The sequence below is a fragment of the Vibrio sp. OPT41 genome, assembly GCF_015163595.1.
GTDB classification, from domain to species: Bacteria; Pseudomonadota; Gammaproteobacteria; order Enterobacterales; family Vibrionaceae; genus Vibrio; species Vibrio alginolyticus.
In genome coordinates this window covers 252,389-269,537 of record NZ_JADDYH010000038.1, presented here as the reverse complement: position 1 = coordinate 269,537, position 17,149 = coordinate 252,389, and the positions used below count along the sequence as shown (strand labels likewise).

General features: G+C 45.1%; 13 protein-coding genes. 2 read left to right on the top strand and 11 right to left on the bottom strand.

The features are described 5' to 3' along the window. Positions 1 to 1,235: methyl-accepting chemotaxis protein (locus IQP38_RS26500; RefSeq protein ID WP_228010097.1), on the bottom strand; the 1,235-nt coding region annotated here is incomplete at its 3' end. A gap of 364 nt (positions 1,236 to 1,599) precedes the next feature. Between IQP38_RS26500 and IQP38_RS17305 the strand changes: the two genes are divergently transcribed. Beyond that, positions 1,600 to 4,350 (top strand): M16 family metallopeptidase, encoded by a 2,751-nt coding sequence (locus tag IQP38_RS17305; RefSeq protein WP_171344784.1) that lies wholly within the window; start codon positions 1,600 to 1,602, stop codon positions 4,348 to 4,350. Between the two features lie 85 nt (positions 4,351 to 4,435). Here the strand turns inward: IQP38_RS17305 and IQP38_RS17300 are convergent, their stop codons facing one another. Together IQP38_RS17300 and IQP38_RS17295 are read right to left on the bottom strand one after the other, a co-directional pair. Next, complete coding sequence (locus IQP38_RS17300) at positions 4,436 to 4,888, bottom strand: bactofilin family protein (protein ID WP_080276973.1); 453 nt, start codon at positions 4,886 to 4,888, stop codon at positions 4,436 to 4,438. Then, the gene (locus IQP38_RS17295) at positions 4,792 to 5,745 is read right to left on the bottom strand and encodes a M23 family metallopeptidase (protein ID WP_005374721.1); all 954 of its coding nucleotides are present in this window, start codon (positions 5,743 to 5,745) and stop codon (positions 4,792 to 4,794) included. The genes IQP38_RS17300 and IQP38_RS17295 overlap by 97 nt, the downstream gene beginning before the upstream one ends. Before the next feature lie 427 nt (positions 5,746 to 6,172). Here IQP38_RS17295 and IQP38_RS17290 point away from each other — a divergent pair, with 427 nt between their 5' ends. Further along, on the top strand, positions 6,173 to 7,927 hold the full coding sequence (locus tag IQP38_RS17290; protein ID WP_080276972.1) for a hypothetical protein: 1,755 nt from the start codon (positions 6,173 to 6,175) through the stop codon (positions 7,925 to 7,927). 81 nt (positions 7,928 to 8,008) lie between these two features. Here the strand turns inward: IQP38_RS17290 and IQP38_RS17285 are convergent, their stop codons facing one another. The 8 genes from IQP38_RS17285 to IQP38_RS17250 all read right to left on the bottom strand — a co-directional run. Then, positions 8,009 to 8,653, bottom strand: coding sequence for an START domain-containing protein (locus IQP38_RS17285; RefSeq protein ID WP_025768670.1), 645 nt, complete (start codon positions 8,651 to 8,653; stop codon positions 8,009 to 8,011). Positions 8,654 to 8,730: 77 nt separating this feature from the next. Beyond that, a complete protein-coding gene (locus IQP38_RS17280; RefSeq protein ID WP_025768669.1) occupies positions 8,731 to 9,915 on the bottom strand; it encodes a multidrug effflux MFS transporter in 1,185 nt (394 codons plus the stop codon). After that, positions 9,912 to 10,556, bottom strand: a complete 645-nt coding sequence (locus IQP38_RS17275; protein WP_025768668.1) for a recombinase family protein — start codon at positions 10,554 to 10,556, stop codon at positions 9,912 to 9,914. The genes IQP38_RS17280 and IQP38_RS17275 overlap by 4 nt, the downstream gene beginning before the upstream one ends. A gap of 145 nt (positions 10,557 to 10,701) precedes the next feature. Then, positions 10,702 to 11,709, bottom strand: coding sequence for a LacI family DNA-binding transcriptional regulator (locus tag IQP38_RS17270; RefSeq protein ID WP_005374731.1), 1,008 nt, complete (start codon positions 11,707 to 11,709; stop codon positions 10,702 to 10,704). Positions 11,710 to 11,926: 217 nt separating this feature from the next. Next, positions 11,927 to 13,660, bottom strand: coding sequence for a sodium:solute symporter family transporter (locus IQP38_RS17265; protein WP_005374733.1), 1,734 nt, complete (start codon positions 13,658 to 13,660; stop codon positions 11,927 to 11,929). Then, positions 13,653 to 14,648, bottom strand: coding sequence for an ester cyclase (locus IQP38_RS17260; RefSeq protein WP_017634491.1), 996 nt, complete (start codon positions 14,646 to 14,648; stop codon positions 13,653 to 13,655). Before IQP38_RS17260 ends, IQP38_RS17265 begins: the two co-directional genes overlap by 8 nt. A gap of 49 nt (positions 14,649 to 14,697) precedes the next feature. Further along, the gene (locus IQP38_RS17255; protein WP_017820104.1) at positions 14,698 to 15,672 is read right to left on the bottom strand and encodes an ester cyclase; all 975 of its coding nucleotides are present in this window, start codon (positions 15,670 to 15,672) and stop codon (positions 14,698 to 14,700) included. A gap of 514 nt (positions 15,673 to 16,186) precedes the next feature. After that, on the bottom strand, positions 16,187 to 17,149 hold a 963-nt coding region (locus IQP38_RS17250; protein WP_228010096.1), incomplete at its 5' end, for a TRAP transporter large permease.

Genomic DNA, 17,149 nt, shown 5'->3' with positions numbered 1-17,149 from the left:
GCGGCTTTAGCCGTCTGCTCTGCATGTGCTGCAATCTCTTGCGTTGCTGATGCCATTTCAGTCACAGCGGTCGCCACCATAGTGATTTCTTGTTGCTGATGGTTCAGATCGGAAACCGATTGATTCGCGCGAGTCGTGCTCAGCTCCGATTGTTGGCTCAGTTCTTCCGCTTGGTGACGAATGTGACCAATAAGTTGCTGCAAACTTTCAACGAACTGGTTGAAGTTTTCAGCCAGCTCACCAACTTCGTCACGGTTTTCTACTTTGATGCGTTGAGTCAGATCGCCGCTACCGTTGGCGATTTGCGCAAGCGCATTCGAAACATTGTAGAGCGGACGGAACAAGATGTTACATAGCAGGTTAAACAAAGCCACACAGATAACGACGACGATAGTGGTTGCGATGATTTGATCCCAAACTGCATCGTAAAGTGGGGCAACCAACGAGTTTTGATCTAACACTGTGACCGTTGTGAGTTTGGTACCCTCTATGTGGCGCGCGTAAATCACATATTCGGTGCCGTTAATAGAGACGCGACGCTCTGTACCTGAACGTGCGGCAGACGTAATGTCGTTGTTGTTGAGGCCCAGCTTGCTAACCGGTTGATTCAGCAGTTTACCGTTGTTATGAGTGAAAATATTGCCCTGTTCATTGGCAATAAACATATAACCTTCACCCGGTAGGATCACTTGGTTGAGACTGTTCAGGATATCACCGATCTCTACGTCAGCACCCAGAACGACGGTTTGACCATGCAATTGCAGGGCTTTACCGAGCGACACGACGTTAGCCCCCGTGGCAGCTGCGACGGTCGGGTTATCCATAAAGACTTTCGATGGGTTGGCGATTGCATTGGTGTACCAGCCCCACTTACGAGGATCGTTATTACCTGGTGGCAAAACCACCCCATTAGCGTTGTCTTGTGACCCGTCCGGGTAAGCGAGGAAAACGTTATCGAACGCGCCAGAGTCTCGGACTTGTTTCAAATGCGTAACCAGAGAACGTTTCTCTGAATCAGAAGAGAGTGAAGTCAGTGCGCGCTCTTTAGAGAGTAGCCAGTCCTTTACGTATTGATTGTAAGATGCGCTAGTGCTTTCTAGTCGCTGTGCGACTTCGACATCGAGCCTATTTAATGAATCTCGAAAAGACAGCCCCTCTACCAGCACTCCCCCTAGAATGATGGCGGCACTGGCAGAGATTGCCAGTTTGTTTTTTAATGATAGATTTTTGAACATAAAGCGAATAATAGATCTTTGAATAATAGTTGTTGTGTTTTTATTCTCATCAGTGCTCTCTGCGCTGTTGAATATGCAGCAGAAAGTCAGATTCGAATCTGTTCAATAATTATATTTTATTGCTCAAAATAAATACTGACTCCATGTCGCGAATTTGAGTTTTACACCAAATAAGCAAAAGGATTTGGAACGATATTATTTATGTATTTGTAAAGTAAGGATTTGTCGATTTTTGTAAATGAGAATTGATTTCAATAAATGGTGATCTTTATCACATTTGCGTGTCTGATAATCCATTAAAAATGTGAAGGTTATAGCACCGGATATATATTGATTAGCTTAATCATTGTTATGGGCAATCGTTATGCGCAGTATATTGTTAGTCCCCGCGTTATTAGTGTCAGGGTGTGCTCTGATACAACAGTCGACGCCGATTCAACCTGACGCCAACTGGCACGTGGACCAGTTATCGAACGGTATGAAATACCATCTCTATCCAACAGAAGACCAAGAAGTCTCGGTCCGTTTGGTGATGAATATCGGCTCATTCCAAGAAACATCTTCTCAAAAGGGTTACGCTCACTTTGTTGAGCATATGGCGTTTAATGGTAGTGAGCATTTTACCGGTAACGACGTTGTCAAACTTTTTGAGCAATCTGGTGGTAGCTTTGGCGCTGATATCAACGCTTTTACCAGTTATCAGCAAACGTCTTACCAACTTGACCTTGCGAATAATACGAAGCTAGAAGATGCCCTGAAGTGGATGAGAGATATCGGTAACGGACTTGAGTTTGCTCCTGAGCAAGTAGAGAAAGAAAAAGGGGTGATTCTCGGGGAATGGCGACGTGCTAATCCAGATGATAAGTCCTTTTCTATGCATGCTTACCAAGCCTCGATTGAAGGCACTATGTATGGTGAGCATGACCCAATTGGTACTCGCGAAGCGATTCAAAATGCTTCCTCAAGTAAGTTAAAGGCGTTTTACGACAAATGGTACCAGCCACAAAATGCCGAGTTGATTGTGACTGGTAATATCGACGTAGATTCACTGTCCAAGATTATCAAAAGCAAGTTCTCGAACTGGGAAAGTACCTCGGATACGGTAATAGAGAAGCGCCGTGATATTCGAGTGAACAACGAAAACAGAATCTTGCCAAGTAACACGATGGAATCACCAAGTCTTCATTTAGTGATTGAGCGTGGTCTAAGTGGCGGCACGACGATTGAGCAACAACATGAAGTGTGGCGTGATGAAGTCGCAACACAACTCATTCAACAGCGTTTGATCCGTGTACTCAGTGATGCCGCTGAACCTTTTCAATACGCTTATGCAGAGCCCTATTACTCTAACTATCAGCGTATGATGTCGGCAGGGATTTCGTTTGCACCAGATCGCCGCGAACAAATGCACCAGACTTTCATTCGTACCTTGGCGTCGTTGAGAGATTATGGTGCGACTCAATCCGAGTTAGATAGCGTTATGTCAAATTGGCAAGGTGAACTTGCAAATATTGATTCAGATTGGAGTCAGCGTAAGCCAAACAGTTACGCAGAAGCACGTGTTTTTCAAATTGGACAAGACAGTGTCAGCCAATCAAAAGAGAGTTATGCCCAGAGTTTGGCAGAATTCATCAACAACGAGAATTTAGAGAGCATTAACACACAATTGGCGGCTTTGTTATCTCAGCAGCCAAGCTTTTTTATTGGTTTGGGGAAAAGCGAAACGTCAGAACAGTTCAATGGTGTATTTGCCGCTCTAAACAGTGCCTATCTTCAAACTGGCGAAAAACCGTTAGAGATGTATGACAAAGTGGATGGATTCTTAAAGCCTACCCAGGAAGGCAGCATCACGAGCATGCGTCAGGAAGCGGGTGGTTTTCAAGTCTATACGCTATCAAACGGTGTCGAAGTGTGGTTCCAAAAAGATACTAAAGCGGGTGGTCGAGCGTATATTTACTATGCGAGCCAAGGTGGTAAAGCCGCTGTTGATCCGACGTTGTATGCCGCTTATGAAATCGCAGCAACAACGGCAATACGCAGTGGGTTAGGGGCATTTTCTGGTTCAGAGCTAGATAGCTACTTACGCAAAAACAACATTGCGCTTGGCGCGATGCTTGATGCGACCAGTCACGGAGCACAAATTACGGCGCCAAATACGCACCTAACTGATGCTTTGAATGGACTATACAACCTAGCGACGGAGATTAAAGTCGACGAGCGCCAGATGGCAGCAGCGAAGCAAGAGTTTAAACAGCAGAGCGGCGCTTTTTTTGAATCACCGATGGGAAAACTGATTCAAAAAGCAAACGGCAATTCTTATTTGCCGGGTAGTCGTCATCGTATAGTGTCCAGTGATGATGTTGAACAAGTGACTTCCGAGCAGATACTAGCGGTGCATGAGCAACTTTTCAAAACCAATGATGGTTTTAAGATGGTTATTGTTGCAAACGTAGAGCCGGAAGAAATTACACCACTTTTGCGTAAATATGTGGCCTCTATCGAAATGAAACCGAGTCGTTCGATTGATTATCACGTTGCGTTTAACCCGGAAGTGCCGGAGCGAACTGTGGTTTCGGATGGGCATGAACCTTCATCGTTGTATGTAATGCGTTTGACTAATACGAGCGATTACCAACGTACGGCAAGAGACACGGTTATCGAAGATATTTTGCAACGTATTAGTAATGCACGTGTTTTGGATATTGTGCGAGAAGAGTCTAGCCTTGATTACAGCCCGAGCATTTACACCATGACACAAGATCGCGAACCCATCTCTGATTGGCTCTTGGAGTCTCAAGTCGAGCCCGAAGACGTGGCTCTTTTAGAGAGTAAACTGGGCAAAGTGTTTGATGATTTAGCGTCAAATATTACCCAAGAAGAAGTGGATACGGCCGCGAAACAACTGGCAGTCGCGATGCAAGGATTGGATGATAACCCAGCACAGAGATCATGGGCATATACTCGTTATTTGGTGCATGATTACGGCGTCGATGTGTTACTTGACGTTGAGAAAGTGGCTAAAAGTGTGACGTTAGATGAAGTGAAAGCGCATGCAAAATCAGCTTTTGGTCCACAAGCAAAACGCTCGGTGATGGTTTTAAATCCGGCCGAATAATCACGTAGTTTCTGACGAAAATCGTGGCAATAGTAATAAAAAGACGGCGTGAAAGCCGTCTTTTTAAGCACTTTAATCAAAGCTTTTATGCTGATTTACGCGAAAGTCGCTTTTCATTGTTGGTGTTGTTTTCTTTTGTGATCGCACTGTCTTGAGCCTTACCCTTTAACGTTACCACTTCCTTTTCAGGTAATTCGGCTGCTTCACCAAAGAATTTGCCACCAGGTTCAATGCTGAGGTTATTGCTCCAGATCCTACCGCTTACGCGTCCCTTGGCAAGCACTTGAATGTGTTCTGCGTGACAGTTTCCGTCCATCATGCCGTTAATGATCAGCTGTTTAGCGTAAATTTCACCGTTTACTCGCCCGCTTTCTGCGACAACGAGAGTGCCTTCCACGTTAATTTGACCATCGACGATGCCATCAATCTGGACATCGTTTTCTACTTTGAGTTCTCCGCTAAGAGAACAGCCTTTGGCGATGAGAGTTGAAGCTGCTGAGCTACTCGTTGTTCCACTGTTTTGATTAAAGATTCCCATCGTATTCTTCGCTCCTTAGTAAAAATGTCTTCGAAATCATTAAGGCTCCAATCGACAAATGGTTTCGGATTCAGTGCTCGCCCAACAAATCGCACCTCGTAATGCAGGTGAGGGCCAGAAGAGAGCCCACTGTTGCCGGAAATTGCAATCAGTTGCCCTTTTTTGACGAACTGACCACTTTTTACTTTGAACGCTTTCAAGTGCGAATAAGAACTCGAAAAACCGAAAGAATGTTGTAGCCTGAGGAAGTTACCAGAGCCTTTATTACTGCGGCGGGTGACTTCCACTACCCCATCGGCAGGGGCATAAATTTTGGTGCCGATATTTACGGCAAAATCGAGCCCACGATGCATCTTGGCAACTTTTGTCACCGGATGGATACGCTTACCGAATCCGGAAGATAGTCGTACGTTGCCGACTGGAGAGCCACTTGGTATTTGGTTTAATAACACCATGCGAACGTTTGAGGTTATCGCTGCTGCATCGAGCCTAGCATCCAAGTTATTTGTCGAGGTATGTTCTCCAACCCCAAGCACTTTCTCTAATTCACCCAAACGTTCCGAAACAAGTTGTACCCGTTCTTCCCGTTCTGAAAGGTCATTTTCTAGCTCTGATTTAAGTGTTTTCAGTGTGCTGAGCTCTTCACCCATGGTGCGTGAATGCTCTGTCAATTCAGCTTGTTTTAACGCTGCATTATCAACGCGAGTGTACAAGTGATGAATTAAGATTACGGTCGCGGCCAGAGCAACAACAAAAAAAACGAAAAACGTTTTTATGTTGCGTTGCATCCTTTTACTGAAGTACCAATGTCTTGAGCCATTGATAGTTGATATAGAGATCGTCAACTGGTCTTTCATCGTCTTCTATTGCTCGTATTTGGTATACGTCTCGTCACTGAGTTAGTAGGAATGTAAGGAAAACGAGTAGGGACCGCCAGAGGCAAATTGGAAAGAAGTGTCAGGTCGTGAGGCGTTTTCAGATATTAGATAAAAGACTCAATAAAGATTTAATATTCTGCTGATTTTGGTCGTAATTACTCCAAATCGCTTCATTTAACTGAATATTATGATTTTTAAGGCGGTTATCCGAGAAATTGGATTGTGAATATTGCCAATAGCATCCGCACGCAATTCAACTTACTTCACGGTTTGCCTTATAAATGTTGGATAATTTATCAAACCGACATTCATTACATCGATAACTTGTTTATGATAGCGGTTGATATAAAGCACTATTCATTGGCTTTAAACCTAAGCGTTACATTTCGTTTAGGAACACATAACTATGACAACGGAGTTGGTCGTGAAAAAACTACTATTGGCTACAGCAGTGGTCGCAGCAGCAGGGGGCGCTGGCTACCTGTACCAAAACAATACTACCGCGAGTGATGCAGGCTCACTGTTAACGCAAGTTCCTGCAGATTCACTTATGGTGACGTATCAGACAGAACCTTTTAACCATTATAAATACATGAACGCATTCGGTACGGCGAATCAAGGCTCGATTGCAGAACTTTTTGCCGATGAACCACTGTCTCCACAACAGCAGTTTGCAGTTAACTTATTCGATGGATACCTAGAGAGTGCTGCGTCGCCAGAAACATTAAAAGCTTATTTGGGCACCGGGGAAAACATTAATCCTGTGTTGTACACAATTGGTATGGTACCGGTGTACAAAGTGGATATTGAAGACCCTGCCGCGTTATGGAAAACACTGGATCATGAAGAGCAGATGAGCGGCGCTAAGCATGAGTTGGTTAAGCTTGGTGAAGTCGAGTATCGTCGTTACGAGATGACTGATTCAATTGACCCGCAGGACGGTATTGGCTTGGTTGTAGCCGTGGTTGATAACGTGCTTACGTTAACGGTTGATGTTCCGCAACTGGGCGTTCAAAACCCGATTAAAATGGCATTAGGGCTTGAAGCACCAAGTCAAAATATTGCTGAGAGTGGACGTCTTGAGGCGTTGCAAGCCAAATACGGTGAAAACAACAACTCTTTTGGTTACTTTGATCATCGCGAAGTGATTAAAGGTTTGACGACGAAAGATGGCAATATGTTTGCTCGTCAAATTAGCACGTTGGATGCAATAGATCCTGAACCAACTATTGAGGAAATGCGTTCACCAGCCTGCCATACTGAGCTTACTCAAGTTGCAGAAAACTGGCCTCAGTCCGTCGCGTTTGCAGAATACAAGATGAAAGGCGATCAGGCGTTCATTAAAGGTTCTTTTGTTGTTGAGTCCAACAATAAAGTGATTCTAGATGCGCTCAAGTCGATTCGTGGTGTATTGGCTGAGTCTAAAAGTGATAAGAGTTTCTTTAGTATGGCGCTTGGTTTAGACATTAATACGCTAGCGCCATCGATTGGTCAGATTTGGGCTGACTTGACCCAGCCTCAATACCAATGCTCTTTATTGACACAAATGCAGCAAGAGATGGGCGGCCAGAATCCAGCAGCCGCTGTAAGCATGGGGTCAGGCATGGTTAACGGCCTCAAAGGCTTAAGCCTACAAATGTTTGATATCAAAGTAGATACTAATGCTCAGCATGGTGAAGTATTTAGCCAGCTAGATGGTATGTTGTCTCTTTCTGCCAATGATCCAATGATGCTTATTCAAACTGCGCAAATGTTCGTTCCTGAACTTGCTCAATTGCAAATTCAACCGGATAACCAACCTGTTAATGTCAGTGACCTATTAGAAATGCATACTGGCATGAAGGTGGACGTGTTTGCTCGTCTAAACGAAAACCATTTCACCCTTTACAGTGGTGATAGTGCTGCGGAAGCAAGCAAAGAAGTGATGGCGCAATCACTTTCTCCAAATGGCTTGTTCAGCTTTGATTTTGATTCAGAGCGTATTTTGGAAGTGTTGGAGAGTGCGTCGTCAATCACAGGGGAGCCGGTTCCGGATGATGTTGTCAAAAGCTTGCAAGGCGAGCTTGTTGGTGGTATGACGATGGACGTGACAGACCAAGGTATTGGTTTTGAGTTTGATTACCGTGGTGCAACTAAACCTGTAACGGTTGCACTGCAGTAACACATTGAGTAGAAAAAGGCGGCTTGAAGCCGCCTTTTGTTATTATGTACCGTATTAAAAAGCGAGTGGGAAGAGCGACGCTTACTTATCTATTTGAGGATGAGAGTATTGCTGATATTCAGGTAACTCTTTTCTTAAATTACTAAATGTCGCCCATGCACTTTCTTTTGAAAGTTTGTTGATCAGCCAGTTTGGCAATAGACCTCCGGGGTCAGCAAACGCCTTGTATTCCACGAGTGTTGTATCGTTTGTGAGTTTTTGTAATTCCCAAGTCGCATCAACCGAGCGAATTCGAACATAACCATTTTGTTCAGCAAGATATGAGTCAGGTGCGCTTTTGATTTCTATGGTGAATCCCAGCTCATCGACCCAGTACTTTGAGTAGGTGACCATATCCCGATTTTTGGCAGGCCATGGTGCTTTAAACTGGGTGTAAACGATGTTCTCGGTGGCCGATATTTGATTTAAAACCCGGCTATGACTGGTATTGTCAATCCAGTTCGGGATATTGTCACTGTCTTCTAGTAGCGTTAAAAATGCACCATAGCTGGTGGGTGTGAACATCCGGGCACGGATCTCAACTAAACCGTCACTATGTTCTCGGGAGTAAATTGTGATTCCATTCTTGTCACTCTCGAACTGCCAGTTCTCGTTGGCGCTCGCGTCAGTACCAGCGGATATCAATGTGGCGAGTGTTAAGGCGCCAATTCTTAAATGCAACATCATGTTAGTATCCGCCAACTTTTCCTAAATTTAAGTTTATACTATTTGTTGTAGCTATAAGGACAATAGTATGTTTTTTGTTATTGTTCTGAAGGTTGCTCTGCACTGAAGCCACGTTGAATGTTGGTGAAGGTAAGCGATGCAAATATTACGATAACGATCGCTAGATGCCATGCTTGACTCAATCCAAGCTGCACCAGAGTTAAGCTGACCAATGAGGAGACGACCATTTGTCCACCACCAGACATTGCCGCTGCGGCACCTGCTTGCTTTTTATAAGGTTGCATTACCATCGCTTGTGCACAAGGTAGGGCAATACCATTACCCAAGATCATTAATAGCTGTCCTAGCATCAGAAATAGAGGCTCAACAGGGCAGAAAAATAACCATATTGCGGCAGCGAGGTGAAGAAATGGGGTGCAAAGCAGCATTTTTTTATTGCCAATAATTGGCCTTACTCGGTTACAAATCGTGGTACCACATAACATACCCAAAGCGGGAATGAGCGCCCACATCGCGTATTGAGCGGAGGTCATGCCAATTTGATCTTGCATGATAAATGGCATCACAGAGACTGTCGTAATCATTAAGCTGAAGTTTAACCAACTGATACTGGCGAAACTCATAAAGTAACGAGATGTAATTAAGCTCTTGTATTGGAGCAACATTTTTCGGGGTGACGGAATGACAGAACGTTTTGTGATGGTTTCTGTGAACTTAAAGGCGATGATTACCCAGGCCAGCGAGACATAGCCCAATAGAGAAATAAACACCATACTCCAACCGAAGTGGAAGTTGATAAAGCCGCCAATCACAGGTGCAATAAGTGGCGTGATTGAAGCCGCCATGGCGATGTAAGACATTGCCACTGGGAGTTCATCCCCGCTAAATCTATCTCGAGTCGACGCTCTCGCGAGTACCGCGCAGCATCCTGTACCTAACCCTTGTAAAAAGCGCCCCATCACCATCCCTGTAAATGTGTCACTGAAGAAAATAATCATCAGCAGACCAGACATCGCGATGAGTAAACCGGTAAGTAATACTCTTTTTCGTCCTAAAGCATCTGACACTGGCCCGTAGATAAATTGAGAGGGGCCAAAGCCGAGCAAATAAATACTCACAAGTAGTTGAGCTTGGTCGAGGGAGATGGAAAAGTCTTTTGCTATCCATGGCAAAGAGGGCATGACTAGCCCCATGCTCAACTGGCCAACGCTAATAATAAGACAGGCGAGTAGTATAGTATGAAAGTTGATTGGGCGACTCATGACGGGTCTCCATTCAAACAACTTTTTTGGCGTCGTGATCTTAAGCCACCTTCGTCATCCACTTCATTTAGCTTTGCTTTGACCCGCTTCACAGTCGATAGACTGACTTCGCATTGCTCTGCCACGTTTTGCAATGTGTAGCCTTCTAGCAGTAACGTTGCGATCTGTTGGTGTTTGGTTTTGTTTGCGGGGCGGCCGCGAAACTTCTGTTTCCATAATTCTGGCTGCTCTTTAATGGCCTGTCGCCCTTGCTCTGCGGCAAACAGGCGATGTTCAGTCTGCACTTTCCCATATCCAGATAACACTGTGAGTAGTGTTTGAGTTTGAACAGAACCTGGCTCAAAAGTTAGTGATTCACATACGGTTTTCAATGTTACCCCTTTATCGAGTAGCATTTTTATTGTGTTCAATGCTTGACTAAAGTCGCGACCAAATGCGGTCAGCCACCAGAGCACAATCGTATCCCCAGTTCTGACGGAATCGAGCAGTTGTAAGAATGCCTCTCTCTCGGTTGGAGGCATGCAACCACGAACCTTATCCTCAAAATGCTGAGCTTCGGGCGCAAAAGCTTTTAGAGTATTAAGGTGCTCTTGGTAAGCTCGATTTTTTGGCGAATAACGAGTGTAAAGATACGTGGTCATAAGGATTATGAGCCCCTTTTCTTTTGGTTCATATAGTGTAATGGCTCATAAATATACATGGGTTCATTAATTCTTACAACACTAAATGAGCCGTTTGGGAGTCAGGGGCAAATAAAAAGCCAACCGAATGGCTGGCTATAGCTATTTAAGCTTTTGTTGTCTGTCGCTCGATTAACTTCACTGGCACCATCATTTTTACTAGGCTGCCGTTTTTCGTATTAATTTGATCAACAATGATCTTCACGCACTCGCGAGCGAGGCGACGGAAATCCTGGCGGAATGTGGTTAATTGATAGCTTAACCATTCTGTCTGAGGAATATTATCAAAGCCAATGACTTGTAAGTCCTGAGGAATGCTCAACCCGCATTCTATACGGGCGATATCCATGACCGCCATCGCAAGGTTATCGGTTGCACAGAACACCGCTTCAGGCCGATTTTTGTCTGCCAGTATGGCACGGACTTTATCAAGTGAGCTCGCGTAGTCATAGCTGGCTTCAATGATGCGTGGCGTCTTGCCGGTTAGGTCTTCAAATTCAGAGCAGAAGCCGCTTTGACGTTCGTCATTCGTAAAGGTTGGCACTTCTCCCGTCAAATAAACCGCGTTCTTCACGCCACTTTTGTGCAGAAGTTGCGCGGCTTGTTGGCCTGCTTCGTAGTTGTCACTGATAACGTAGCTACTCCTAGTACCTTCAACAACTCGTGCGTATTGAACAATTGGGATATTAAACTCTTCACATTCTTCATAAAGGGACTTATTGAAGGTTGCGGAAGCAGCAATGACACCATCGACGCGATACTGGAAGATATTTGGGATTGAGTGGCCCTCTTCTTCATCCACTTGCCATGGAATCAATACGGCAGAATAACCTTTTTTCTGTAACTCACTGGAAATTAACTGCAGTGTTTTCATATGGATAGGGTAATCCGCATCAGGAAACACCAAACCTATCAATTTCGATTCGTTTGTGGTCAGGCTACGTGCAAAGGCGTTAGGGCGGTAGTTAAGGGCTTTAGCCGCTTCAAAGACTTTTTGCTTGGTCTTTTCGGATACTGAGCTACCCGGAACAAACACGCGCGATACAGTAGATTGAGAGACGCCTGCCATCTTTGCCACATCTTTTGATGTGACTACGTGTTTAATTGATTTCATGAATAAAACTTAGTTGCCAGTAATTGAGGTCATAAGACTAGCATAAATAGGTACGTATTCATAAATGTTCTGACGGGGTATCCTAAGTAGAATAATGGCTTTGGAGTGTTAAAAAGCAAAATGTGGGTTAACCCATTCGATTTGCTTTGAGCTAGCACTAGATCTAGAGCGTAGATACTGTCCGTTTGTTGGACGTACAGTATCTACGTAAAGAACATTAATTTGCTTGTTTGACTGCAACTTTACGTTTCGGGGAGAGGAGTGAATACCCCATGTATCCGATGCAAGCGGTAGCGACAAGAATAGAGCAGCCACGCATAAAGTTAATCAGCATAGGAGCGTTGTCGGTAAACGCGTTGATCCCCCAAAGCATCACGATCGAGAATACAAACATCACTAGTAAGCCATAACATGGAGCATCGATTTTGCCGGGAACGACATACCAACCATCTTCCTTGATTGGTTTATTTAGACGAGCATATTCCGCTTGCTGGCCTTTCACTGTGTAAAGATGCATTTCATCTTGTTTACCCGTCAGGAGAAGGCTAGCAATGTAAGCGACAACGGCATTCACAAGGACGCCAATCACGCAATACCAAGGCCACGCAATATCGGTCGCAACGGCTACATACCAGATCACCAAGAAGCTAGCAGCAACGCCAATTAACAAGCCTTTTTCCGTAATGTGTTTTGAGTAGAAACCAAGGACGAACATACAGAAGCTCGCACCGACAAAGTAAGAGCCTGCCTTACTCAGCACTTCCAGTACCGAGCCTGTGCTGGTGGCAAACATGATCGCTGGAATGATGACCAAAATCGCCCACGCCACCGTGAAGAAACGCGATACCTTTAAGTAATGCTCTTCCGACTCGTTTTGCTTGTAGAAGCGTTTGTAAAAGTCAGCCACAGAAACGGTCGCCATTGAGTTAAATGCGGAATCGAGACTCGACATACTTGCCGCCAGAATCGCAGCGGCAATGATGCCCATCAAGCCTGGCATTCCATATTCACTCGCATAATGAAGAATGATGGTGTTGCCGTTTTCAAACTCTTTACCGTCGTAATAAGCGTTGAACAGGACGCCAAGCAAGATAAAGACAAAGTAAATAAAGAAGGCCACGTAGCCCATCATCAACATTGCCTTTTTCGCATCGCCCATGTTTTTCGCGGCCATACAACGTTGTACCATCATCTGGTTACCGCCATACACGGTGGTGTGGAACATCGTCATTGCGATAACGCCGGCCCATACAGTCGTTACTTGGCTTAGGTCAAAACTTGTTTGTAGGGCATCGGTCATTCCTTTCGCTTTGAGTTCTGCCATGACCTCCGTCATTGGAGCAGGCATGCCATTCCAAACGGCTTCAATGATGATGAATGCGCCAATAAATAAGATTACTGCTTGAATCACATCGGTCCAAATGACAGCCGCGATACCGCCCATTACGGTGTAGATAAGGGCAATTGCAGTGACGATCATGATGCAGTACATCACGTCGATACCAGTAATGAACTCTAAAATCATTGCTGTCGCGTAGAGTACGGCTGCCGAGCTCAATGCTTGTTTGATAAGGAAGATAAACGACAAAGTCAGTCGTGAAGCCTTACCGAAGCGTCGTTCTTGATACTCGTAGATGGAGGTTAAACCGTTGTTGTAGAAAAACGGCATAAACACAGCCACGATGAAGAAGATCACCAGCGGATAATTGAGGTGAATCGCGATAACCGACAGGCCTTCTTTGTAAGACCAAGCTGGCCCGCCAAGGAAAGACATGGCACTCACGTAAGTACAAACGACAGAAATACCGATCGCCCACCAAGGGATGCTCTTATCACCCAAAGCGAATTGGCTAGCTGAAGTGACTCGCTTACCAATCACCGCACCCAGTACTAGCGTTAGGGCGATGTATCCCCCAAGGATGCTCCAGTTAAGTGCGCCAAACTCATGCATAATTAGGTCCTTCTAACTGTTCTTTCATTTGTGCAAACACGTCATAGCCAAGTTGCAGCAGGATATGAACGATGTCGATCGCTACCCAGTTTTCCTTCAGTAAATCGCCTTCGCGTCGCCAAATGTCCATAACGCGAAGTTCGATGTGTTTTCCGGTTGGGGCAAGACCGAGCCAGCCACTGTGACCAGTGTGAGTACCATGCATATGTGGCCAACCACCTGTGGATACGTAGTCATTTTTGGCCAAAAAATTGACCTCAATATCGACACTTCGATCTGGGAACGCAAACACAAATGGCGCTTGATGGTGGTTACGGAAACCTTTGATACCGCGCGTAGTACCAATACCAGCAGGGCCGTACCACATGAAGTCATTGTGCCAGTAGTTTTCTAAATCCATCGAGAAAAGATCTTTGCCATCAAAACGACCCAAGCAAGACAGCATATCTTCAACCAGCTGGGCGCTCTTTTCACTTTCTTCCAAAGACACAACAGATTGTTGAATACCGTTAGAAGTTGCAGGAGAAGGAACCAAGCCATCGTGACCTAAGCTTTTACGAAGAGGGTTGCAGCCTGCTTGATTCATCGCGTCGATGAAGTCTGGGATCATGTAAGATTCGGTGATTTGGTCGTTCTCCACACACACCATTTCGGTGTAACGCAAGTAGAGTGTTTTCCCTGTTGCTGGGATGCCAAACAGTGGTTGTTCAAATGTACCGATAAAGTAGCCGGTAGAGTTGTACCAAGTGCGGCCTTCGTATTCGCCGTGCATAACAATTATTGGTCGGCGCTCGGCGTCAGGCAAAGCATTAACAAGTGGTGAGAGGAAAGATTCGTGGGTTGCATCTGGGCCATTAAGATCGTTCACAGGGTGCGCCACGCACCATTTTACGTCAGGGTTCAAAGTTTGCAGAGCGGCCTGTTTTTGCTCGATGTCTGCGGCTTTGAAGTAGTTCTGGTAGAACTGTTCGATGATGTTGAGTGACATGTTGCTTCCTTACTGTCTGTGATTTTAATAAATAGTGTTTAGTCAGCCGTTAGCCTTGCTGAAGCAGGATTTGCTTCCAGATTGCGGTCTCGTCAAACAAAGTGAATTCGCGACGAAGACCCCAAGGGCCAAACTCAGCGTGGCTGATCCCCATGATGTAAACCTCTTTTCCTGAAGGCTTACCAAACATCCCATATCCCTCATGCTTACCGTGCAAAGACCATCGAATTGCCGCGCGTGGTGACATCATGTCGTCATCTCGGCCAATACGATGGTGAACGGTAAATTGAGCATTTGGGAAAGACGCACGAAGTGCCATCCAAAAATGATCGACTTCCGAGTGTGATAGGGCAGTTTGACCGCCAGTGTATTCGCCGATGCAAGCGCGGTCGTACTCTTTCGGTACTATTGAGAACTCGGCATTCATAAGGCTTCTGAGAATTGCTTCGTAGCGCTGACCATATTCGTTGTCGTTGCCTACGCCCAAATAAGGTCCAGGAATGTCGACTTCAGGAGTGAACGGAAATGGGCTTGATTCCACGCCACCTTCAAATTCGATTTGTTGGCGTGCAAACTCTTCTGACGTCATGCCCAGTTGTTTCGCGATATCGGCTTGATCGCGAACCAACCATTCGTCATTGATTTGGTTATTGATAGCATGGCAATCTGCGATAATACGGAAACGAAGCTTGCGGTTCGAAGCTTGCCCATAGAAGCCGTTGCCACTGTGTGTTGCAGTAGAGATGATTCGATGAGAAGAAAGCATGCCTTGTTCCGGGGTGCCTGACCAAATGACGTCTTCGCCATATAGCGTGCGATCGGGAAACTCGGCCAGTGTCGCCATTGTTGCACTGATCACCCCTTCGTTTCCTTGAACGATAGAGAGTGGAGTACGCACAACAATGTCGGGAGAGTAGTAGTGTTCTAAGGTGTTTAAACCTCGGTCTTCCCAAATCTCTTTTGTGATACCAAGAATGTAGTCGGGAAAATCACGCCACTTTTCATCGAAGCCAACCATGGCCATAAATCACCTCCGTAATTGAATAATTATGTTTTGATTACGTATTCAAAATATATCATGTTGCCATTTTGTCAACGGATTGTTTTTCGATTGTTTAAATAGCGTGCTGATGATCAGATTTTTAACAATTGAGCGGAAAATAAACTAAAAAAGTACAGGAGAGATGGAAGCTATCTCTTATCGAGACGTGTTAATAAGAAAGGAGGTCAAAGTTTTTTGTATGAATATTCCTAATATCTTATTGTTTTTTAATCGCTTAATTTATTTTTATCTGTTTGAATGGAAACAAATGATTAAGCCAAAACTGATAATCATGCAGATCAAGGCACCCAAATAGACTTTATCGCTAATATTCAGCTATTTTGGTGTCAATTATCCTTATATCTTTCAAATTTTCCTTTTGCATACGAATGCTTAAAGGCTTTTTTATTAAATCGGAAGTAAATAACGAATAAGCCACTAGAAAGGTGTTTATCTAGTGGCTATAACAGTCATAAGCGCTCTATGAGTGCAACGATCAGGATAAAAGCGCAGGTAACGATAGCGAGATGGCAGGGATGAAGGTAATCAACATCAACGCCACTATCATTGCACCAATCCAACCCATGATGGCTTTAGAGAGCGACTCTATCGGCACTTTGCCTACCTGACTTGCCATAAACAGGTTGGCACCTAAAGGAGGCGTAACAAAGCCAATGGCCAAGTTCACGATCATCACGATACCAAAATGAACGGGGTCCATGCCGAGTGCTGACGTAATGGGTAGCAGAATTGGTGTGAGAATAACAATGGCTGCCAGCGTTTCCATAAAGGTACCGACAAGCAACAACAGGACATTGATGCAAAGCAGTATCAGAAGTTTGTTTTCAGTAATCGATAGAATGAACTGAGCAATCTCGGCCGGTAGACGTTCTAGGGTCAATATGCGGCCAAACGTCACGGACGCACCCACAATGACGAGTACTGCGCCAACTAACAGTGACGACTCTAGAATGATTTTCACAACTTGCGCTGGTTTGAGCACTTTATAAACAAACATGCCAAAGAATAAGCCATAGAGCACACCAATGGCGGCTGATTCGGTAGGTGTGAAGATACCGGAATAGATACCGCCGAGAATGATCACGGGGAGTAGCATTGCCCAACTGGCTTCTTTTAGCGCATCAAGACGCTCTGCCCAGGTCGCTTTGCGCTCGTTACCTGTGTAGCCCCGCAATTTTGAGACAATTAGACAATAGCCGATCAATACCATACCGACGACCAAGCCAGGAATGATGCCCGCTATGAACATCTTAGTTACCGAGACTTCAGCTGTGATCGCGTAGACGATCATCACCACAGAGGGTGGAATAATGACGCCAATTCCGCCGGAGGACGCGATTAAAGCACCTGCAAAGCTGCGGTCGTAGCCTTTCTTTACCATCGAGGGAATCATCGTCAAGCCGATAGCGGCAACAGTGGCAGACCCTGTACCAGAGAT

Excerpts from the sequence above, each read along its gene's own strand:
- IQP38_RS17290 (WP_080276972.1), top strand. The coding sequence starts at position 6,173 with ATGACAACGGAGTTGGTCGTGAAAAAACTACTATTGGCTACAGCAGTG.
- IQP38_RS17270 (WP_005374731.1), bottom strand. The coding sequence starts at position 11,709 with ATGAAATCAATTAAACACGTAGTCACATCAAAAGATGTGGCAAAGATG.
- IQP38_RS17305 (WP_171344784.1), top strand. The coding sequence starts at position 1,600 with ATGCGCAGTATATTGTTAGTCCCCGCGTTATTAGTGTCAGGGTGTGCT.
- IQP38_RS17255 (WP_017820104.1), bottom strand. The coding sequence starts at position 15,672 with ATGGCCATGGTTGGCTTCGATGAAAAGTGGCGTGATTTTCCCGACTAC.
- IQP38_RS17265 (WP_005374733.1), bottom strand. The coding sequence starts at position 13,660 with ATGCATGAGTTTGGCGCACTTAACTGGAGCATCCTTGGGGGATACATC.
- IQP38_RS17285 (WP_025768670.1), bottom strand. The coding sequence starts at position 8,653 with ATGATGTTGCATTTAAGAATTGGCGCCTTAACACTCGCCACATTGATA.
- IQP38_RS17300 (WP_080276973.1), bottom strand. The coding sequence starts at position 4,888 with ATGGGAATCTTTAATCAAAACAGTGGAACAACGAGTAGCTCAGCAGCT.
- IQP38_RS17275 (WP_025768668.1), bottom strand. The coding sequence starts at position 10,556 with ATGACCACGTATCTTTACACTCGTTATTCGCCAAAAAATCGAGCTTAC.
- IQP38_RS17260 (WP_017634491.1), bottom strand. The coding sequence starts at position 14,648 with ATGTCACTCAACATCATCGAACAGTTCTACCAGAACTACTTCAAAGCC.
- IQP38_RS17280 (WP_025768669.1), bottom strand. The coding sequence starts at position 9,915 with ATGAGTCGCCCAATCAACTTTCATACTATACTACTCGCCTGTCTTATT.
- IQP38_RS17295 (WP_005374721.1), bottom strand. The coding sequence starts at position 5,745 with ATGAAAGACCAGTTGACGATCTCTATATCAACTATCAATGGCTCAAGA.